Genomic DNA, 20,628 nt, shown 5'->3' with positions numbered 1-20,628 from the left:
CTGAAAGACCCGGCCAATCAACCAACTGGTTGGTTGATTTACATTCTAGGGCCTGAGGTTGCCCTGGGGTAGCCCAAAAACCTAGATTGGTGGGATGAGACGAGACTCGGAGGCCACGCGTCGAAGAATCCTGGAGGCCGGCGTCGTCGAGTTCGCCGAGCACGGTATCGCCGGCGCGCGGGTCGACCGCATCGCGTCGGCGGCGGAAAGCAACAAGCAGTTAATTTATCAATACTTCGGCAGCAAGGACGCGCTCTTCCGCGCCGTCCTGGCGCAGGAGCTCGCCCGGGCGACGGAGGGGGTCGAATTCCCGTCCGACGACCTGGAGCAGTACGCCGGGGCCTACTTCGACTTCGCGATGGCCAACCCCCGGCTGATGCGCCTCGTCGCGTGGTGTGGCCTTGAGATGAAAGGGCCGATCGAGGGCGTCCCGCCCCCCGAATCCAAGATCACCCGCGTCACCGACGCCCAGCGGCGCGGGAAGGTCTCCGACCGGTTCTCGCCGGAGTTCCTCCTCTCGACGATCTCGGCGGTCTGCACCGCCTGGGCCCCGAGCAACTGGTACGCCAGCCAGCTCGATCCCGAGGCTGCCGCCAACGCTCCGCACTACCGGGAATCGATCGTGCGACTCATCGCCATGATGATCCGCCCGGAGGCTCCTCGCTGAAGTCCACCGAGCACTCTCCGGTTGACGTGGTGGGCAACTCACCACAAAGGCACGAAGACACAAAGGGGTCTGCGAGGAAGTCCGAGAAGGATCCGTCCTCTCAGGATTCTGTCCTTTGTGTCTTCGTGCCTTTGTGGTGAAGGCGTCCTCCGGCGTGGGCTCGGTAAACGGCGGCACCCCTTTGCTCGATCGCGACGGATCGGCGATGATCCGAAAGAATTCCTCCCCGACCGGAGATCGAGCGTGGCACACATATCCCTTCCCGAAGGGGTCCCCGGCATCCGGGGGCTGCTGGCGGCTTACCCGGAGACCCAGGTACACCTGAGCGGGCTGGCGGAGGCCTTGCTGCGGGAGCCATCGTCGTTGACGCCGGGCGAGCGGGAGACGATCGCGGCCTACGTCTCTCGAGGCAACGAGTGCAGCTATTGCTGCGAGACGCATGCGGCGGCGGCTCGGGTCTACCTCGGCGAGGATCGGGAGTTGGTCGACCGCGTGCTCGCGGACGTCGACTCCGCGCCGACCTCTCCCAAGATGAAGGCCCTGCTCGCCATCGCAGACAAGGTCCGACGCGACGGACGACTCGTCCAGCACGACGACGTCCAACGCGCCAGGGACGAGGGCGCCGACGACAAGGCCATCCACGACACCGTCCTCATCGCCGCCACCTTCTGCATGTTCAACCGATACGTCGACGGACTCGGGACCGCGCGATCCGACGCGGCCGACTACGAGGCCTCGGGGAAGCGGTTGGCCGAGGTGGGCTACGTGAATTCCAACTACAGCAAGTTCAGGGGCGACTGGAAACGCCCTTGAATTCGGGGCGAGGGTCGCTCGGAGGCGGTCCGGCCTTCCCGGGACGCCTTCCATTGGTTGCGGACAAGAGGATCACCAGATGATGCGATGGGCGAGTTCGGCGGTGTTGGGGATCGCCATGGTGGCGGGCGCGGGGTATGCCCTCGCGGAAGAGAAGGCGGACGGCAAGCGGTGGTGGTCGCACGTCGAATTCTTGGCGGATGACGCCCTCCAGGGGCGCGACCCCGGCACCCCCGGGCATCGCAAGGCGGCCGAGTACGTCGCCAAGGCGTTCGAAAAATACGGGGTTAAGCCCGCCGGCACCGACGGGTACTTCCAGCCCGTCGAGCTCAGGTCGAGGACGATCGACGAGGGCCATTCTCGCTTGACCCTGGTGCGCAACGGCGCCGAGGACTCGCTCAAGCTCGGCGAGGACGCGGTGATCTCGCTCCGCGTCGACCCCGCCCCCTCCTTCGAGGCCCCGATGGTCTTCGCCGGCTACGGCCTGTCGATCCCGGAGGCCGGCATCGACGACTTCAAAGACCTGGATGCCCGGGGAAAGCTGGTCGTCTACCTCAGGGGGGCGCCGGCGAAGATCCCCGGCCCGCTCGCGGCCCATGCCCAATCGGAGGGTGAGCGTTCCGAGGCCCTGCGTCGGGCGGGGGCCATCGGCTTCGTCGCGATCGCGAACCCCAAGCAGATGGACATCCCCTGGGACCGTTCCGCGCTGGCCCGGTTCCTCCCGTCGATGGCGCTGGCCGACCCGGCGCTCGACGCCAACCGAGGCCTGAAGGTCGGGCTGAGCTTCAACCCCTCCCATGCCGATACGCTCCTGGCCGGCTCGGGCCACACCTTCAAGGAGATCCTCGACGCCGCCGAGGCCGGCCGCCCCCTGCCCCACTTCGACATCCCGTCGAAGCTCAAGGGGGCCGTCGCCGTGACCCGGACCGAGGTCACCTCGGAAAACGTCGTGGGCATCCTCCCCGGCAGCGACCCGGCGCTGAAGGACGAGTACGTCGCCTTCACCGCGCACCTCGACCACATCGGCGTCGGCAAGCCGATCAAGGGGGACGGCATCTACAACGGCGCGATGGACAACGCCTCGGGCATCGCCTCGCTGCTCGACGTCGCCGCGATCCTCAAGGAATCGGGCGTCAAGCTCCGCAGGCCGGTGCTGTTTGTGGCCGTCACGGCCGAGGAGAAGGGGCTGCTCGGGTCGAAATACTTCGCGAACCGACCGACGATCGCCCGAGGCTCGATCGTCGCCGACATCAACATCGACATGATCTTGCCCCTTCACCCCTTGAAGAAGCTGACGATGTTCGGCGGCGAGGAGTCGGACCTCGGCGACGACGCGTCGGCCGCGGCCAATTCGGTGGGCGTGGCCCCGAGGCCCGACCCGATGCCCGAGCGGAACATCTTCATCCGCAGCGATCAGTACAGCTTTATCCTCCGCGGCATCCCCTCGCTCATGGTCATGGTCGGCTTCGACAAGGGCACGCCCGAGGAGAAGGCCGTCCTGCGATGGTTGAGCGAACGATACCACTCCCCCTCCGACGACACGAAACAGCCCGTCGACAAGCAGGCCGCCGGCGAGTTCGACCGGCTCGTGGCCAAGCTCCTGGAGCGGGTGGCCAACCGGGCCGAGCGGCCGCGTTGGAAAGCCTCGTCCTTCTTCAAACGATTCGCGTCCTGAACCCTCGAAGCCATCAATCTCAATCCCTCCGGCTCCCCTCGGGCCGCTCGGCACCCCAACGCCGGGCGGCCCGGCTCATTTCGAACGCAAGCGTTCCGACGTCCGGCCTCGTCGCCGCGTTCCAGAGCGTTTCACAGGTGTATGGCCCTCGAATGCGGGGCAGGAGTGCCCCGCCTACCGGGGGGAACATCCGCATCCGATTGAAGTCGTAAGTACGACTCAATTCCCAAAACCGCCCTCCTCATCCGAGATCGATTCGCGGAGATGGTGAGGAGGACCCGGGGACTCGGAATTCGTCGGCGAGTTACTCGAGCGTCTCGAGGATCTCCGAGAGGCGGTCGAAACTCGCGACCATCCCACCCTTCATGCCCGTGCCGAGCGCCGCGTCTCGGGCGGCCTGGGACGGGTAGAGGATCGTGACGGTGATCGTCGTCTTGCCCCCTTCCTCGGTCAGGACGAGGGTGTTGAGGGTCTCGGCCCAGGGGCCTCCCCAGGACTCGGTGGAGACGAGGCGATCGGGGGACGAGATCTCGCGATAGACGCCGGTCATCGCCATCTCCGAGCCGTCCGGCCGGCGCCAGACGAACCGCCAGGCCCCGCCGGGGCGGAGGTCGATCTCGCAGACGGGCATGGTCCAGCCCGCCGACACCGGGCCGAGCATCCACCGCGGCAGATGCTCGGGGTTGGTCCAGGCTTCGAAGACGAGCCTCCGGGGCGCGTCGACGACGCGCGTCACGACGACCTCCCGGTCCGTCGGGGTCGTGAATGTCGCGGTCCCGAGCTCAGGGGTCATGGCCATGCGTCTCCTCCTTTGCTTTGAGGTCCCGGAGATACTCGTCCAGCCGGTCGAAGCTCCCGCCCCAGAAGCGACGGAAGTCGCCGGCCCATTCGGCGACCGCCTTGATCGGCTCAGGCGCGAGCCGACACGGACGCCACTGCGCCTCGCGCCCTCGCGTGATCAGCCCCGCGTGCTCGAGCACCCGCAGGTGCTTCGAGACCGCCGGGCCGCTCATCGCGAATGGCGCCGACAACTCCTTGACCGTGGCCGGACCCTCCGCCAGCCGGGCGAGGATCGCCCGACGCGTCGGGTCGGCGAGGGCCGCGAACGTGGTGCTGAGCGAATCCACGGCCATGCGTATCTATCCAACTGGTTAAATAACCGATTGGATATTTACATAGCCAGGGTGGGACCTGTCAAGGTGGGAGCCAAGTCAGAGGGGGGATTCGTACTCTCGGGATCTTCCCCTTTGTGCCTTCGTGCCTTTGTGGTGAAGAGCTCCCGACGATTTCCGGAAAAATTGGGACACGCCGGAGGGCCGCCGGGCATTACTCTCGAAATCGAGGGGCTCGGAAGGGACGGGGGGGATTCGGGGTCATGGCGAGGGACGCTCGAGGCTTGGCCTCGCGAGAGATCCAGACGCTGTTCGACGTCGGGGCGGCCGGGGGGTTGTCGGACGCCCAGTTGCTGGCGCGGTTCGTGACCCGACGGGATGGGATCGGGGAGCTCGCGTTCGGGGTCCTGGTCGAACGCCACGGGCCGATGGTCCGTCGCGTCTGTCGGGCGATTCTCCACGACCCGGACCATGCCGACGACGCCTTCCAGGCGACCTTCCTGGTCCTCGTGCGGAAGGCGGACTCGCTCTGGGCGGGGGATTCGCTCGGCCCCTGGCTCCATCAGGTCGCCCGGCGCACGGCCTGGCGAGCTCGTTGGGCGGAGGCGAGGCGACGGCGACATGAGCGGTCGGCCGCGGGTACGGAAGCCGATCGCGCCGGCCTGCCCGACCGCGACGACCTCGACGAGATCGTCCAGGAGGAGATCAATCGCCTCCCCGAGCGATTCCGACAGGCCGTCGTCCTCTGCCTGCTGGGAGGGATGACCCCCGAGGAGGCGGCAATGCAACTGAACTGCCCCCCCGGGACGATTCACAGCCGGCTCGCTCGAGGGCGAGAGCGGCTGCGGTGCCGGCTCGCCCGTCGACAGCTCGCACCCGGGGCCGCGGGAGTCGTCATGCCGACCGCGGCGACCCCGGCCAGGTTGGTCGACTCGACCGTCCGGGTCGCGTTGCAGTTTCTCGAAGGCGCGAAGGGCGTCGTTAACCTGTCGTCGTCAGTCGCGACTCTAGCCGAAGGAGTGTTGAGATCCATGATGTTGTCTAAACTGAAGACGGCCGGGGGCATCGCCTTGCTGCTGGGAGCCGGCATGCTCGGAGTCGGCGGGTTCGCCCAGACGGGGGTACGGTCGGAGCCCCCGGCAAACCCCTCAGTCCCGCGAATGAAATACGAGCTGCGGGTCTGGAAGGACGGGAAGCCGGCCGGAGACCCCGTCGTCGTCGAGGCCCCCTGGGGCGATCCGGTCTTCGCCGAGACCTCGGAGGGCCCGATCGAAATCCGGCCTATCCTCAAACTCATGAAACCGCCCCACGACCCCCGGAAGGAGTCCCTCCTCCGCCAGGCCGCGGACCACCGCCACGAAGGGAAGTCTTTCTACCCAAGCGTGCTCGTAGGGATCCAGGATTACCTGGCATCCAAGGATCCGGACCCGGGGAAAATCTGGGTTGTCCATGGCCTGGGCTACCGAGCGACCGGGGAGTTAGCCCAATATTTAAAACACATGATCATTTACCACAACAAAGAGGCCGACCGACTCGAAGCCGCCGCCGACGGCCGCGGCCCCATCGGCTCCGAGGGCCCGCCGCCGACGGCCCCGCCCCTCGTCCCGATCGAGGAGATGGAACGGGCCTTCGGCCCGAAACCGGAAGCGAAGTAAGTGGCTGTCCCGAAACCCGTTCTTTCCTTAAAGAACGGGTTTCTGTGGGAGCAAACGTCGACATCCCGCAGGGAGTTGTCGACATCGAGTGCGTCAGAAACCCGTTCTTTAAGGAAAGAACGGGTTTCGGGACACGTTTCCAAGCATCTCACCTCAATCCCCTCCCAAAAGGAAGAAAGGGGTAGCCATGTCGGAACTTGCAACGCATCGGACCGCAGGTCGTCGAAATACCCAGGGCGTCGCAAGCTCTTCTCTGGCCACCCCAACATCATTCCCTCGCGTACCTTCCGAAGGACGCGGGGGATTTTTTTCGAGTCGGCTGTCAAATTCGATGGCCGACCGGGGAATCCCCTTCATAATCGCGGTCGCCAAGACGGGTCAGCGCTTCGCGACTACTCACTCGACGAATCCGGTTCAACGGGCCTGCCAAGGGAGGAGGGGAACAGCCTCCCTCGCGGAGCCCAAACTCGGCCCCGAGGCTTCGGCGTTCGTGCGGCCCGGTCCAGGCGGAGTCGGGAGGAGTGGGCCCGAGGGACGACCCGTCGGCGAGGCCGTCCGACGCCGAGGTCGGTCGTGTCCTGTCATCCGGACCGCGGGAGCCGAGGCTGGAATCCTCGACTGGCCATCGACCGATCCATCATCCGTGATCACTGACGACCATGCTGGAACGTTCCGAGATCGATGCGATTATCGACGAGACCCTCGGGGGGGACAGGGAAGCCTTCCGGAAGATCATCCGGGAATACTCGCTCTCCCTTCGGAGCTACATCGCGGCCTCGGTGCACGGGATGGACGCCGTCGATGACCTGGCGCAGGAGGTCTACCTCGCGGCGTTCCGCAACCTCCGCGAGTTCCGCCGGGGCGACGACTTCGGGGCCTGGCTCCGGGGGATCGCCCGGAACAAGGTCTATAAACATTTCCGGAGCTCGTCCCGCCGGAACAAGGCGATGGGACGGTTCCTGGACCGGGTCGCCGGCCTGACGGGGACACGGCTGGAACACGCGGTCTCCGGCGACCGTTCGGAATCGATCGAGGTGTTGCTCCTCTGCATCGGGAGGCTCCCCGACCGCCTGCGTCAAGTCGTGCATGGCGGACTCGACGGCGACAAGCCGGCGGACCTGGCCGGCGCGATGAACACGACGGTCGGGGCCATCTACCGGCTCCACTACCGGGCGAACCAACTCCTCCGCGACTGCATGCAAGGCCTGGACGCATGATGGACGACGACCTGATCGAGCTGATCTCGGCGTGGCGAGGGGCGGAGCTCGCACCGGCCCGCGGCGAGGCCCTGATCGCCCGGCTCGAGCAAGACGAGGCGTTCGCGCAGGCCTTCGTCGACGAGATTCGCATGTTGGGGATGCTCAAGGCCGTCCAGTCGACCGAGCCCCGCTGGCTCGCGCTGCACGAGGCGCTCGGGTGGGGGGAGTTGGCAGATCGAGGAGGGGAGCAGGACGACGAAGAGCGGGCCATGAGGTTCCTCGAAGGGAGCTCGCCCCGCCGGTTCACGCGACTCGGCATGTGGCGGACGGGGGCCGTGGCGGCGACCTTGCTGTTGGCCGTGCTGGCCTGGGCCTCGTGGTCGAAGGGCCTCCTCGGCCCCGCCTGGAGCTGGCCGGTCGCGGCCAGGCCGGGGAACGAGCTGGCCGTCCTGTCGAAGCTCGAAGGGATCCGCTGGGAGTCGACGGACGGCCGCGGGCCTGCCGAAGGGGAGCTCCTCGCGTCGGGTCGGTTCCAGGTCCGCTCGGGGCGGGCGGTGCTGGTCTTCCTCAATGGCGTGACCCTGACCCTGGACGGCCCGGCGGACATCGACCTCGTCTCGATCAACCGGGTCTACTGCCGCCGGGGACGGCTGCGGGCGAGGGTGCCGAAGGGGGTCGATGGGTTCGTCGTCGCCAGCAAGGGGTCGGCGGTGGTCGACCTCGGGACCGAGTTCGCGATGAACGTCGAAGATGGCGGGAAGTCCCGGGTCATGGTCTTCGAAGGGGCGGCCCAGGCTTCGCTGCTCGACGCCAAGGGGTTCCCCAGGCGAACGCAGCGTGTGGAGGAGAGCAAGCAGTTCGACGTCGACTCCACCGCCGGCCGCATCGCCGAGTCGGCCGCGAAGCCGGACCAGTTCCTGCCCGCCGCGGACCGGGGTCTCCCCGCCTTGCGGCTCGACCCGGCCTATGCCCGGGCCGTCATGGGCTTGAAGCCGCTCAGCTACTGGCGATTCGGGGCGATCGGGACGGACGGGATCCCCAACGAGGTCCGTAACGGACCTCCGCTTCGCGCCAACGGCTCGGTCCGGGTCGAGTCCGGGCCCCAGACACCCAACGGCCACGCCGTCTTCACGTCCGCCGCCCCGGAGCCGTACCTGACGACCAACACCCCCTGGAAGCTCACCCGAGGGACCCGGCACGCGATCGAGTTCTGGTTCCTGTCCGAGTCGATCGGCTGCGCCTCGCTCGTCGGGCTGTATCCGGCCGAGGCCGATCTCCCAAGGACGCTCAAATACAAGCATTTCATGCTGGTCGAGACCACGGCCTACCCGACCCTGTCACTGGAGAAGCCCGCGTCGGTCCGATTCCTCCGTCGTTGGCTCCGCGACGTCGACCTCGCGGCGGAGGACGACTCCCTTTTTTCGCAGAACATCTACGTCCCCGGCCGCTGGCACCACGTCGTCGCGCAGCGGAACGGCCCGCGGATGGAGTTGTATCTCGACGGCGTCCTCGACCAAACGACGACCCCCGAGATCGACCCCCCGGGCATCGGCTATCACCTGGTGATCGGGAGGAGGACCGCCGAGCCGACCCAGGTGGAAGAGAGCCGGCCGTTCGTGGGCCGGTTGGATGAATTGGTCCTGTACGATCACCCTCTGACCCCGGACGAAGTCCGGGCCCACTATCGGCTGGCCATGCCGCCGGCCGGGGCCAGGTGACTCCCGGGGCGGTGGACGCCCGCCGAGGCCCGAGCGGCCCCGGGCCCCGCCGTCGCCCAATCCTTGCCGAACTCTTTCCAAGCCCGAGACGATTTTGCCCGGCCGCTCGCGCCTTCGAAGCCGGGACGCCCCCGGCCAGGCCCGGCGGCGTCTGGGGCGATGCGCCCTCGAATCAGGAGCCACGAGCCTCGGACGAGGCCCCGGCGGATCAGGCTCATTGCGATCACGCGAATGAACGTCCAACTCCCCTTCGATTGTCAGTTCTGGAGACCTTCGATCGATGCGATATCCTCAGTCATCCTCGATCGGCCTGGCCCTGTCGATCCTCCTGGGACCGCTCGTGGGATGCGGCAACGACGCGAACTCCTCGATGGAGGTCCGTCGGACCGCCGAATTCCAGAAGGCCGCGCTCAACTCCCGAGACGCGATGATCGAACATATGAAGTCCCAGAAGAAGCCAAAGGGGTCATCCCGGAACCGTTGACCGCCACCGGGGCTTAGGCGAATCGGCCACGATCAGCCCAGCCCCGATCCGGCTCCCGATACCTCGACGCATCGTCGACGGAAACACACAAACGACGGTCAAGGCCTGGCCCCGAAGTCGGACCCGGGGCCGATACCTACCTCCCCGATCCCTCGGGCGGGACGGCCGTCCCGGGGAATTCGGGTGCCTTCGCCCGGTCTCATCGGCATGGTCCGGCTATCATCTCGTCCTCTCTTGATTTCGGAGCCTTTTATGCATTCCAATCGACGCGGATTCACCCTGATCGAGTTGCTCGTGGTCATCGCGATCATCGCCGTCCTCATCGCCCTGCTGCTCCCGGCCGTGCAGTCGGCCCGCGAGGCGGCGCGGCGGATCCAGTGCGTCAACAACCTCAAGCAGTTCGGCCTGGCCCTGCACAACTATCACCAGGCCGTCGGCTCGTTCCCGATGATGAACGGCATGGCCCACTCCGATCCTCCCGCGAGCAAGGGCACGGAGACGGGTTGGGGCGTCTTCGGCGCCCACGCCTTCATGCTCCCCTACCTCGAGCAGAACGCGATCTACAACGCCTGCAACTTCTCCTGGACGAGCTTCATCTTCCCCGACGGGAGCGGGAACGGCTCGATGTCGGCCTCGAACATCACGGTCTGGCACACCAAGATCGCGTCGTACATGTGCCCCTCCGACGGCCAGGTCGGCATCAACAACATCTGTAGTTATCAGGGGAATTGCGGCACGGGCACGAATTTCGAGAACACGTTCGACACCAACGGCCTCTTCGCCAACCACACGGCCTACAGCATCGCCACCGTGACCGACGGCACGTCCAACACCATCGCCGCCACCGAGTCGCTGGTCGGTGCGTCGGGGACGCAGCGGCACCGCTGGTCGAAGTCCGGCCTGATCGGCGGGAGTAATGCGCCGGCCGCCATCAACATCCGCGACGCCCGCACGAACCTCTCCGGCATCCTGGCCCAGGCGGCCCAGTGCCAGGCGGCGATCACGAGCCCCAGCCCGTTCTCCAACAAGGGATATTGCTGGCAGGTCGGGGCCCCCGGGTTCACGATGACCAACATCATCTTCACCCCCAACTCGTCGCAATTCACGTTCTCGACCTGCCGGATGACCTGCAACGACGGCTGCGGGGTCGACTTCGGCCAGTTCCAGATCCCCTCGAGCAACCACCCCGGGGGCGTCAACGTCGTCTTCGCCGACGCCTCGGTCCGGTTCGTGAAAGACACCGTCAACCAGCTGACCTGGATCGCCCTCGGCAGCCGCGAAGGGGGCGAGGTCATCTCCGCCGACGCCTACTAATCCCTCGCTTCGATCCGAAACCCGGTGTTTTCTTCAACACCGGATTTCTGTCGCGGTCAACATCGACGACCCCCTCGGGGCTGTCGTCGCCTCCTCCCTCAGAACCCCGGTTTCTCGGAAGAGGCCGGGGTTCTGGCAACGAAAGAGGCTTATGCTCGGCCGATTCGGAACGACCCTACTGCTCCTCCTGCCGAGCGGCACGGCCCTGGGGGAACCCGCGGGATTCGACACGGAGGTCCGGACGGTCCTCGCCAAGCACTGCCTCGCCTGCCACGGGGCGAAGGCCGCGAAGGGGGGGATCGACCTCACTCGGCTTGCCGAAGGGGGTCCGGTTGGCCCGGACACCGAGCTCTGGGCCCAAGTGGCCGAGGCGATCGGCGAGCGGACCATGCCCCCCGAGGGAAAGCCCGCGCCCAGTGAGGCCGAACGCCAGCATGCGGTCGTCGGGATCGAGCAGATGCTCGAGTCCCTCGAAGGCCCCCGCGACCCCGGGCGTCGAGTCCTCCAACGCCTGACACGAGAGCAGTACAACCACACCATCCGCGACCTCCTCGGGGTCGACTCCCGGCCTGCCGACGGCTTCCCCACCGACGGCGCGGGGGGCGGCGGGTTCGACAACAACGGCTCGACCCTCTTCATCCCGCCGATCCTGCTGGAGAAGTATCTGGCCGCCGCCGACGACGTCCTCGCGCGAGCCGACCCCGCCCGATACCTCGCGGCCAGGCCCGATCAGGGCACCGATACATCCAAGGACGCCGCCGCCCGGCAATGCCTCGAAGCCTTCGCCGCGCGGGCCTATCGCCGACCCGTCGCCGCCGAGGACGTCGAGGGCCTCATGCGGCTCTTCCGCCGGGCGGATGCCCAGGGCCGACCGTTCGACGAGGCGATCCGGCGTGCCCTCCGAGCGGTGCTCGTCTCGCCGCACTTCCTGTTCCTCGTCGAGCGAGACCAGGACGTTACGGAGCCTTACCGCGTCGGCGAATACGAGCTGGCCTCCCGGCTCTCGTACTTCCTCTGGTCGTCGATGCCCGACGACAGGCTCCTCAATCTCGCGAAGGACGGCACGCTCCACGAGCCGGAGGTCCTCGACGCGCAAGTGCGTCGGATGATCGCCGACCCGAGGTCTCGGGATTTCGCCAGGGACTTCGCCGGCCAGTGGCTCGGGGTCAAGGCGTTGACCAACCCGGCGGGGCCCGATCGCTCGAGCTTCCCCGAGTTCACCCCCGAGCTCCGCGACGCGATGGTCGAGGAGGCGATGACCTCGTTCCACGCGATGCTCCTCGAGGACGCGCCGGTGCTCGACCTGCTCGCGGCCGACCACGTCTACGTCAACGAGGTCCTCGCCAAGCACTATGGGCTCACCGGGGTCACCGGGCCCGAGCTCCGCAAGGTGGCGATCGACGACCCGAGCCGGGGCGGGGTCCTCGGGATGGCGGCGATCCTGACGATGACGTCGTACGCGCAGCGGACCAGCCCCGTCCTGCGTGGGAAGTGGATCCTGACGGAGCTCCTCGGGACTCCCCCCCCGCCGCCTCCGCCGAACGTCAAGGTCCTCCCCCTGGACGACAAGCCGGTCGACGGCCTGAGCTTCCGGGCTCGCCTCGAGAAGCATCGCGAGCAGGTCGCCTGCGCCTCGTGCCACGCCAAGCTCGACCCGCCCGGCTTCGGCCTCGAAGGTTTCGACCCCCTCGGCCGGCTCCGGACCGAGGTCGGCGGGCAGCCGGTCGACGACTCGGGCTCGCTGGCGACCGGCGAATCCTTCCGGGGGGCCGCCGAGCTGAAGCGGATCCTCAAGGGACGTAAGAAAGACCTCTTCGTCCGAAACTTGACGAAACGCCTGCTCTCCTACGCCCTCGCGCGCGGACTCGAACCATTCGACGCGCGGACCGTCAAGGAGATGATGGCGAAGCTCGAGTCTCGCGAATACCGCAGCCAGACGCTCGTCGAGGAAATCGTCCGGAGCTTCCCGTTCCAGTACCGTCGCAACGAACCGATCCTCGCCGGGGGGAACCCATGAGTCAGAAGAACCATCGAGTCACGCGCAGGACGGTGCTTCGAGGCGTCGGCGTCGCCCTCGGGCTGCCGCTCCTGGACGCCATGCAACCCCGCCCGACCCTGGCGCTCTCCGCCGGGGCCTCGGCCTCGCCCACGCGGATGGCCTTCCTCTTCTTCCCCAACGGGATCAACCAGGACACGTGGACGCCCGCCAAGACCGGGCCGTCGTTCGAGCTCTCGCCGGCCCTCCGGCCCCTCGGCGAGATGAGGCGTGAGGTCCTCGTGCTGACGAACCTGACGAACCTGGCCACCGACACCGGCGACGGCCACTACGTCAAGGACGCCGCCTTCCTGACGGGCACCACCATCACCCGGACGACCGGCGCCGAGCTGAACTCCAACGGCATCTCGGTCGACCAGCTCGCCGCGAAACGCCTCGGGAACCTGACGCCGCTTCCCTCGCTCGAATTGGCGGTCGAGCCGGTGACCACGGGAGTCGATACAGTCGTCGGCTATACCCGCCTCTACGGTTCGCACATCTCCTGGTCAACTCCGACGACCCCGGTGGCCAAGGAGATCAACCCGAAATTGGCGTTCGACCGCTTGTTCCGCTCAGACGCCGAGGGGCGCCGGGGGGATGCCGACGAGGATCGCAGCGTGCTCGACCTCGTCTCGGGCGACGCCGGTGCGCTCCGGTCTCGGATCGGGGGCGACGATCGTCGGAAGCTCGACGAATACCTCGACTCGGTGCGCGCCGTCGAGCGGCGGATCGCCTTCGAAGCGCGGGATCGCCGGGCCCAGGTCCGCGACGACCCCGAGGCCCGGAAAGACCTCGAGGCGCTCGGTGGCCAGGTCGACCTCTTTCATGTGGATCCCGGCAAGCTCCGCAAGCGGCAGATGGACCACACCCGGCACGCTCGCCTGATGCTCGACATCATCCTCCTGGCGTTCCAGACCGACTCGACCCGGATCGCCAGCTTCATGTTCGGCAACGCCGTCAGCGGGAAAGACTTCTCATTCCTCGAAGGCGTCAACGCGCAGCACCACGACGTCTCGCACCACGAGAACGACGCTGCCAAGCTCGAGCAATACACCAAGATCACCGCCTGGCACGTGGAGCAATACGCTTACTTCCTCGGCCGGATGGCGACGATCCGTGAGGGCGAAGGGACGCTCCTCGACCACTCGATGGTCCTCTTCGGCTCGGCCTTGCGCGACGGCAACACCCACAACCCCCACAACCTCCCGATCCTCCTCGGCGGCCGAGGCGGGGGGACGCTCGCACCCGGGCGGCACGTCGCGTACGGCAAAGACACTCCCCTGTGCAACCTCTACGTCTCCATGCTCGACCGCGTCGGCGCCCCGGTCGAACGCTTCGCCGACAGCACGGGCCCGCTCCCCGGCCTCGACGACCCGGCCTTCGAAGCCCCCGCCGGCGCCCGGGACAAGGCCCCGGCCTGACGAGTTGAACGACCATTCCAAGAGGTCGAGGGCCGGCTCAACGGACGCCGGCCCACTATACCCCGGCCCGCTTGATCCCCACCTTCACCAGATCACCCTGCGTGGCCTGCTTCCACCAGATCTGGCCGGGCTCGAGGGAGAGGACCCATTTCTGTTTCACCTCGCCCTTGCCGCTGTCCTGCGCGTTGCCGTAGCCATTGCTATACCCATACAGGGCCATGCCCCAGGGGAAATTGTCCCGCTCGCTCCCGTCGATCGCCCCGGGCTCACCCAGGTACAAGTCGACATAGGTCGCGTTCCCCGCGCCCGAGAAGCAGTAACTCGGCACGACCGGCGACGACCGGTTCGTCAGGAACGCGTCCCCGCGACCGGGGCGGAGGAAGCCCTGGTCGCTCGTCTCCCAGTCGCCCGACTGATACCGCGTCTTGTCGCAGTTCCAGAACTTCAGATTCGTCGCCGTGCTCGGCGTCCAGACGGTCATGAAGAACGCCTTCGCATGACTGTCTTCGATCATGATCAAGGTCTTGTTCATCGTTCTCCCCCTTGGCAATCGCGGTCGACGGCCGGCCCACGCGACAACGGCCCGGCCCCCACGACGTGAGGTCGGGACCTATGCCGTCCGGTTCGAGACCCTCCACCGTGTTATCAACGAAAGCCGGGGCGATCGGACACGACTGCCCAAAATACTTTTCGCATCCCGAGAATGAGGAAGGAACGATCCCTGACGTGAACCTGCGAGATCAGGCCCAGTAGGGCGTTTCGGCGACCACCTGATCGTCGTCCTCGTACACAATCTTGCCGGGCCTGGCCGACTTGACGAGTCGGACAGGCACGCCGTGTTCTTCGAGGATCGCGGCGATGTCCCAGAGGCGTCTGACCACGGATCGCCTCGCGCCGGGATGGAACCAGCTAACCGCCTCGCGGGACCATTCGCCCGAGCTGAGTTTCGCGGAGAACGGGGGGCAGGTCAGGTTCTCGTTGAGCCAGTCGTACGTCTCTTCCAGCCACTCGGCTTCGTGGCGATAGAGACGTCCGGCGTCCTTCAGGATGCGTGCTTCCGTGATGATGCCCGTCAGCCAGGCCGCATTCGCATCATCGCTCCCGACGACGAATCGTATGAACATCGCCGACAGCTCCCCGACGCCGGTCGTGCGGACGAAGGTCCGCACGTCCCGATGGCGCAAAGACGTCGACACAACACGAAACAGCCGGGTTCGTCGACGTCGACGGGAGGGACGTCACCGAATTCAGATGAGGATCATCCCCCGGTGAGTGGGGTACTCTTGCCCCGCGGATTTCGCGGATCCGTTTTCCCCTTATGCCATCGAGGGGGAAGCCCCACAGGGGAGAGAGCCAAACCCAGAAGTTATCACTCGTCATATTTCAGCAAGAACTTCGGGTTGATCGCCTTGAAGCTGAGCCTCCCGCCGATATCTTCGTCGTACTCTTCCGACAGGGGACGGAGCACGACGCCCTCGCGCCGGATCTTCGGATTGAGGAGGCTCGTCCCTTCGGAGTAGGCCACGAGGTCGTCCACCGAGTGGTCGAGGACGAGCGTGCCGAGTTGCGGCACGGGCTCGAGCCCGAGGTCGGCCAGGAGGGGGAGCATCGCCCCGTGGTCGATGAGTCGGAACGTGTCGACGTTCAGCACGCTGAAGACCCGGAGGTCGACGGCGGGCAGGGCGTACTTGTTCTTCTGGATCCCGGGCCCGATCACCTCGCCCTGGATCGCGAGGTCGAAACCCAGGCGGGCGCGGGCCTCGCGCAAGCGATCTTCGAGTTTGAGCCCGATCGCGAGCCGGGCCAAAAGGTTCGCCTCGTCAGCCTCGTCCATCCGGAGGTTCCGGCTGCAGATCCCGAATTCGCCTTGCCTCACGAACGCCGTGAACGAGGTGCCGTCGAGCTTCTCGGTGACGTAGAACGTCTTCCCGCGATGCCGCTCGAGCGTCGGCTCGAGGATCTGGACGCGGGTCTCATCCGTCTTGGGGAGGAAGCCGGGGAACAACCCTTTGACTTTCCCTCCCATCCCGACGGGGAGCGGCGGCTCCCACTTCCGGACGTCGAGCAACTCGGTCACCTCCTCCCCTTCGTCCAAGGGCGACCCGTCCGGCAGGATCGAGAGCGGGAAGCAGATCCCCTGGGAGACCTGCCCTCGCAGGCGGACCGTCTTGATCCGGAAGCCCGCGGGGAGGGTCGTGGCCCCCGAGGGATCGACCTGCGCGGGCTTGAAGCTGCTCGGGCGCAGGAACTCGAACTCGGGTCGCTCGGGGAGCAGCGAGTCGATCTCGCAGTAGACCACCCGATCTCCTGGGCTGTGCTCCCCCTTCTTGACGACAACCCACCACCCCAGCACGCGGATCTTCTCGATCGCGTCGGCGCCGGGGATCGGCTCGACGGCGTTCACCGTCTGAATACTGGCGAGCTTGCGCATGACGACCTCCCGTGCTGACGTTCGAGAAGCAGTGATCCGATTCCCATAAAATCATCCCGCTCTCTATCAGATCTTCGAGCCTGCCCGGACAGGGGCAGAGCCCTCGAAGATTGACGAGACCGAACGGACGCCCATTGCGTCCCCAACAGACAGGCCCCCGCCACCTCGGGTTCACCGGCTCGAGCGTGATGCGGCACCCCGCGACCGATCGCCCCCGAATCCTTGGGATTGCCGGCCTTCATCGATGTTCGTATGTTACGCTCCAACCCGACCTCATCTTGGTTGTGACCGTCTCGCGACGGCCTCATCAAGTGAGCCGGAGATGCCCTGTTGGACGGGGCGAGCTGAGATCCGTCGGCGATCTCAATTCAGGGAGGAGTGGCGACTCATGGGTCTCTACGTCGGCACCAGCGGCTTCTCGTATAAACCCTGGAAGGGCTCTTTCTACCCCAAGGACCTGCCCGACAAGCAGATGCTCCGGTTCTACGGCGAGTGCTTCCCGTCGGTCGAGATCAACAGCACGTTCTACCGGATGCCCAAGGCCACCGTCCTGGAAACGTGGGCCGGATCTGTCCCCGACCAGTTCCAGTTCGTGATCAAGGCGCCGAAGCTGATCACGCACATCCGGAAGCTCGGCGAGGTCGACGAACACCTGTCGCGTTTGCTCGAGACCGCCGAGGCCCTCTCGGGTCGCCTGGGCCCCCTGCTCTTCCAGCTCCCGCCGACGTTGAAGATCGCCCCGGAGAAGCTCCGCACGTTCCTCAAGTTGCTCCCGACGACGGTCCGCGCAGCCTTCGAGTTCCGTCACGCCTCGTGGTATGTCGACGAGGTCTACGACATCCTCCGCGAACAGGGCGCGGCCCTCTGCGTCGCCGACATCGACGACGAGTTGGACATCCCCTTCGTGTCGACCGCCGACTGGGGCTACCTCCGGCTCCGCCGACCCGACTACGACGACGCGGGACTCCAGGAATGGGTCGACCGCGTCCGGGAACAGGGTTGGCGCGATGCCTTCATCTTTTTCAAGCATGAGGACGAAGGCAAAGGCCCCCGCATGGCCCGGCGATACCTCGAGTTGGCCGCGTCTGCGTAGGCCCCACATCAAGGTACTGGCCATCCTTCGTTCGGGGACCTCGGACACAGGAGGGCTTGCAGTCGGCCCCCGTCGACGACATCCTGGAAGGGCTCCTGACCGCCGAAGGGCCGGGGAGGAACCAGATTGAAGGGCTCGGGCCAGCTTGCTGACGAGGGAGTCGCCGGTACCGGCCGCCCCAACAGTCTCGACGTGACGTTTCACACTCGCCCCGAATGATCGCAAGTCATGCGTGAGCATCGATGTCCGATGGACCCAGCCATGCCCCAGGCGGTGGCGCGGGGCGTTTCGCTGGGCAGGTCCGAGATTTGCTGACAACACGTCAAGAGCATCGAAGGGACGTGACCGCCCTCCCTCAACGGGCCGGCGCATACGGGCCGGTCGAGGCTCGCCCTCAGACAACCGAATCCGTGAAGTAAGCCTACCATCATGACCAAGGACTCCGACGCCGAGCGTCTGGCGGCCCTGGGGCCCCAGGGCCGGTTCGCCCCCCCGGCCGATCCTGCCTTCGAACGACTCGCGAGATTGGCGGCGAAGGTCCTGAACGCCTCGGCCGCGATGATCTCCCGCGTGGATGCGGGCCGCCACATCCTCGAGTGCGGCATCGGGCTCCCGAGGGCCTGGGCAGGCGACCAAACGAACTTACTCCCCCACCCGCTCTGCCGGCACATCGTCGAATCCTCGGCGCCCCTGCTCGTGGAAGACGCATGGGATCATCCGCTCGCCCCGGGCGCCCTTGCGATCCCCTCATACCTGGGCGTGCCGATGCGGGCCTCGGGCCAGGTCCTGGGAGCACTCTGCGTCATCGGCGAGTCGCCGAGGGCCTGGTCGACGGACGAGGTCTCGACGCTCGAAGGCCTGGCCGCATGCGTCGTGACCGAGGTCACCCTGCGGGCCCACGTCGCCGGACAGGCCGAGGGGGAGCGACAGCGGCGCCCCACCCCTGACGCGGAGGAGCCGAGGGCGAAAGGCATCGACGCCCTCACCCTCACGTTGGCCAGCGAAGAGCGGTTCCGCGCCTTCGTCACGGCGAGCTCCGACGCGATCTATCGCATGAACGCCGACTGGTCCGAGATGTACCACCTGGAAGGCCGCGCGTTCATCCCCGACACGATCGAGGCGAACCGCACCTGGCTCGAGAAGTACATCCACCCCGCCGACCATCCCCGAGTCCTCGAGGCCATCGATACCGCGATCCGCACCAAGGGGGTCTTCGAGCTCGAACATCGGGTCCTGCGCGTCGACGGTTCGCTGGGGTGGACGTTCTCGAGGGCCGTCCCGATCCTCGACGACGACGGCCACATCCTCGAGTGGTTCGGCACCGCGAGCGACGTCACGCCCCGCAAGGAGGCCGAGGCCGAGTACGAGCGGATCCAGGCGGAGTCGGACCGGCAGCGGCGGATCTACGAGGCCGCGCTCTCCAACACGCCGGACCTCGTCTACGTCTGGAACTTGAACCATCGCTTCGTCTACGCGAACGAAGCCCTGCTCCGGATGTGGGGCACGACGCGCGAAAACGCCCTCGGGAAGCACTGCATCGAACTCGGCTACGAGCCCTGGCACGCCGAGATGCACGACCGCGAGATCGACCGCGTCGCGGCATCGAAGGAGCCGTTCCGGGGCGAAGTCCCCTTCACTGGCACCAACGGCCGGCGCATCTACGACTACATCCTCGTGCCGGTCGTCGGCCCCAGCGGCGAGGTCGAGGCCGTCGCCGGGACCACCCGCGACGTGACCGACCGCAAGGCCGCCGAGCAGGCGACCGAGGCCGCCCGCGCCGAGGCCGAGCACGCCAACCGGATGAAGGACGAGTTCCTCGCCACGCTCTCCCACGAACTGCGGACCCCGCTCAACGCGATCGTCGGCTGGGCCAAGATCCTCCGCTCGGGCAGGGCCGACGAGGAGGATCTGAAGGAAGGGCTCGAGGTCATCGAGCGGAACGGCCTGGCGCAGGCGAGCCTGATCGAAGACCTGCTCGACGTCTCGAGGATCACGTCCGGCAACCTCCGGCTCGACCTCCAGCGGCTCAACATCGCCGACGTGATCGAGGCCGCCCTCGGGGCCGTCGCGCCGGCCGCCTCCGCCAAGGAAATCCGCCTCGTCAAGACGCTCGACTCCCTCGTCGGCCCCGTCACCGGCGACTTCGCCAGGCTCCAGCAGGTCGTCTGGAACCTCCTCACGAACGCCGTGAAGTTCAACTCCAAGGGGGGCAAGGTCCAGGTGCTGCTCGAGCGGGTCAACTCGCACATCGAGGTCAGCGTCATCGACACCGGCATGGGGATCAGCCCCGAGTTCCTCCCCCACGTCTTCGACCGCTTCCGCCAGGCCGACGCGACCACCACCCGACGTCACGGCGGGCTCGGCCTCGGCCTCTCGATCGTCAAGAACCTGGTCGAGATGCACGGGGGGAGCATCCGGGCCAAGAGCCCCGGCGAGGGCCTGGGCGCCACCTTCACCGTCACGCTCCCGATCACGGTCGTCCACCCCGACCGCACCGCGGCCCCCCGGGCGAAACCCCGAGAGGACGCGCCTGCGCACGAGCTCCACGGCAGCAGGGTACTCGCCGGCCTGAAGGTCCTCGTCGTCGACGACGAGCCGGATGCGAGGCAGATGGTGCGCCGCGTCCTGGTCGACTGCGACGCCGAGGTGGCCGTGGCGGGATCGGCCGCGGAGGCGATGGAGACGCTGAAGCACTTCGCGGCGGACGTCCTCGTGAGCGACGTCGGCATGCCCGAAGAGGACGGCTATGACCTGATGCGGAAGGTGAGGGAGACCACCTCGGCCAAGGAGCTCCCCGCCGTCGCCCTCACCGCCTTCGCACGGACCGAGGACCGCAAGCGGGCCATGCTCGCCGGATTCCAATCCCACATCGCCAAGCCCGTCGACCCCGCCGAGCTCAGCGCCGTCGTCGCCAGCCTCGCCGGCCGGACCGGGCGGAGCGACGATTCGTCGGGTCCCCACGGCTGAACGAAAGGCACACTACGGTTAGGCGGCTCCCGCAGGTCGAGAGT

Annotated in this window: 18 protein-coding genes; 12 read left to right on the top strand and 6 right to left on the bottom strand. The window is 66.9% G+C overall.

The window, feature by feature from the left end:
• The first annotated feature begins 94 nt into the window (after positions 1–94).
• From ACYOEI_RS33365 to ACYOEI_RS33355, 3 genes are all read left to right on the top strand, one after another.
• Positions 95–667, top strand: a complete 573-nt coding sequence (locus ACYOEI_RS33365; protein WP_462854349.1) for a TetR/AcrR family transcriptional regulator — start codon at positions 95–97, stop codon at positions 665–667.
• Positions 668–910: 243 nt separating this feature from the next.
• A complete protein-coding gene (locus ACYOEI_RS33360) occupies positions 911–1,480 on the top strand; it encodes a carboxymuconolactone decarboxylase family protein (RefSeq protein WP_462854347.1) in 570 nt (189 codons plus the stop codon).
• 79 nt (positions 1,481–1,559) lie between these two features.
• On the top strand, positions 1,560–3,155 hold the full coding sequence (locus tag ACYOEI_RS33355; RefSeq protein ID WP_462854346.1) for a M28 family metallopeptidase: 1,596 nt from the start codon (positions 1,560–1,562) through the stop codon (positions 3,153–3,155).
• Between the two features lie 304 nt (positions 3,156–3,459).
• On the opposite strand, the gene ACYOEI_RS33350 is transcribed toward ACYOEI_RS33355, so the two are convergent.
• Positions 3,460–3,954: an SRPBCC family protein gene (locus ACYOEI_RS33350; RefSeq protein ID WP_462854344.1), complete on the bottom strand. Its 495-nt coding sequence runs from the start codon at positions 3,952–3,954 to the stop codon at positions 3,460–3,462.
• Positions 3,938–4,288, bottom strand: coding sequence for an ArsR/SmtB family transcription factor (locus tag ACYOEI_RS33345; RefSeq protein WP_462854342.1), 351 nt, complete (start codon positions 4,286–4,288; stop codon positions 3,938–3,940). Before ACYOEI_RS33345 ends, ACYOEI_RS33350 begins: the two co-directional genes overlap by 17 nt.
• A gap of 242 nt (positions 4,289–4,530) precedes the next feature.
• Here ACYOEI_RS33345 and ACYOEI_RS33340 point away from each other — a divergent pair, with 242 nt between their 5' ends.
• The 3 genes from ACYOEI_RS33340 to ACYOEI_RS33330 all read left to right on the top strand — a co-directional run bounded on the left by ACYOEI_RS33340 (position 4,531) and on the right by ACYOEI_RS33330 (position 8,839).
• Positions 4,531–5,922 (top strand): RNA polymerase sigma factor, encoded by a 1,392-nt coding sequence (locus ACYOEI_RS33340; RefSeq protein ID WP_462854341.1) that lies wholly within the window; start codon positions 4,531–4,533, stop codon positions 5,920–5,922.
• A gap of 659 nt (positions 5,923–6,581) precedes the next feature.
• Positions 6,582–7,139 carry an RNA polymerase sigma factor gene (locus ACYOEI_RS33335; protein ID WP_462854340.1) on the top strand — a complete coding sequence of 186 codons (558 nt, stop codon included), beginning with the start codon at positions 6,582–6,584 and terminating at the stop codon, positions 7,137–7,139.
• Positions 7,136–8,839 (top strand): LamG-like jellyroll fold domain-containing protein, encoded by a 1,704-nt coding sequence (locus tag ACYOEI_RS33330; RefSeq protein WP_462854339.1) that lies wholly within the window; start codon positions 7,136–7,138, stop codon positions 8,837–8,839. The genes ACYOEI_RS33335 and ACYOEI_RS33330 overlap by 4 nt, the downstream gene beginning before the upstream one ends.
• On the opposite strand, the gene ACYOEI_RS33325 is transcribed toward ACYOEI_RS33330, so the two are convergent.
• Positions 8,803–9,066, bottom strand: coding sequence for a hypothetical protein (locus ACYOEI_RS33325; protein WP_462854337.1), 264 nt, complete (start codon positions 9,064–9,066; stop codon positions 8,803–8,805). The genes ACYOEI_RS33330 and ACYOEI_RS33325 overlap by 37 nt on opposite strands.
• 53 nt (positions 9,067–9,119) lie before the next feature.
• Here ACYOEI_RS33325 and ACYOEI_RS33320 point away from each other — a divergent pair, with 53 nt between their 5' ends.
• The 4 genes from ACYOEI_RS33320 (at position 9,120) to ACYOEI_RS33305 (ending at position 14,093) form a co-directional block, all read left to right on the top strand.
• Entirely contained in the window at positions 9,120–9,323 is a 204-nt protein-coding gene (locus tag ACYOEI_RS33320) for a hypothetical protein (protein WP_462854335.1), read from the top strand.
• Between the two features lie 252 nt (positions 9,324–9,575).
• Positions 9,576–10,637: a DUF1559 family PulG-like putative transporter gene (locus tag ACYOEI_RS33315; RefSeq protein ID WP_462854334.1), complete on the top strand. Its 1,062-nt coding sequence runs from the start codon at positions 9,576–9,578 to the stop codon at positions 10,635–10,637.
• A 151-nt stretch (positions 10,638–10,788) separates the two neighbouring features.
• Positions 10,789–12,654 (top strand): DUF1592 domain-containing protein, encoded by a 1,866-nt coding sequence (locus ACYOEI_RS33310; protein ID WP_462854332.1) that lies wholly within the window; start codon positions 10,789–10,791, stop codon positions 12,652–12,654.
• A complete protein-coding gene (locus ACYOEI_RS33305; protein WP_462854331.1) occupies positions 12,651–14,093 on the top strand; it encodes a DUF1552 domain-containing protein in 1,443 nt (480 codons plus the stop codon). Before ACYOEI_RS33310 ends, ACYOEI_RS33305 begins: the two co-directional genes overlap by 4 nt.
• Before the next feature lie 55 nt (positions 14,094–14,148).
• Here the strand turns inward: ACYOEI_RS33305 and ACYOEI_RS33300 are convergent, their stop codons facing one another.
• From ACYOEI_RS33300 to ACYOEI_RS33290, 3 genes are all read right to left on the bottom strand, one after another.
• A complete protein-coding gene (locus tag ACYOEI_RS33300) occupies positions 14,149–14,625 on the bottom strand; it encodes a hypothetical protein (RefSeq protein WP_462854329.1) in 477 nt (158 codons plus the stop codon).
• A 208-nt stretch (positions 14,626–14,833) separates the two neighbouring features.
• Positions 14,834–15,217, bottom strand: coding sequence for a hypothetical protein (locus ACYOEI_RS33295; RefSeq protein ID WP_462854327.1), 384 nt, complete (start codon positions 15,215–15,217; stop codon positions 14,834–14,836).
• Positions 15,218–15,462: 245 nt separating this feature from the next.
• Positions 15,463–16,524: an RNA ligase (ATP) gene (locus tag ACYOEI_RS33290; protein WP_462854326.1), complete on the bottom strand. Its 1,062-nt coding sequence runs from the start codon at positions 16,522–16,524 to the stop codon at positions 15,463–15,465.
• A gap of 388 nt (positions 16,525–16,912) precedes the next feature.
• On the opposite strand from ACYOEI_RS33290, the gene ACYOEI_RS33285 reads away from it, so the two are divergent.
• Complete coding sequence (locus ACYOEI_RS33285) at positions 16,913–17,617, top strand: DUF72 domain-containing protein (RefSeq protein ID WP_462854323.1); 705 nt, start codon at positions 16,913–16,915, stop codon at positions 17,615–17,617.
• A gap of 429 nt (positions 17,618–18,046) precedes the next feature.
• A complete protein-coding gene (locus ACYOEI_RS33280; RefSeq protein ID WP_462854322.1) occupies positions 18,047–20,584 on the top strand; it encodes an ATP-binding protein in 2,538 nt (845 codons plus the stop codon).
• Positions 20,585–20,628: the final 44 nt, after the last annotated feature.

Source organism: Singulisphaera rosea (assembly GCF_054877945.1).
The sequence above is the reverse complement of the archived record's forward strand: the minus strand, read 5'-3'. Positions and strand labels throughout refer to the sequence as shown.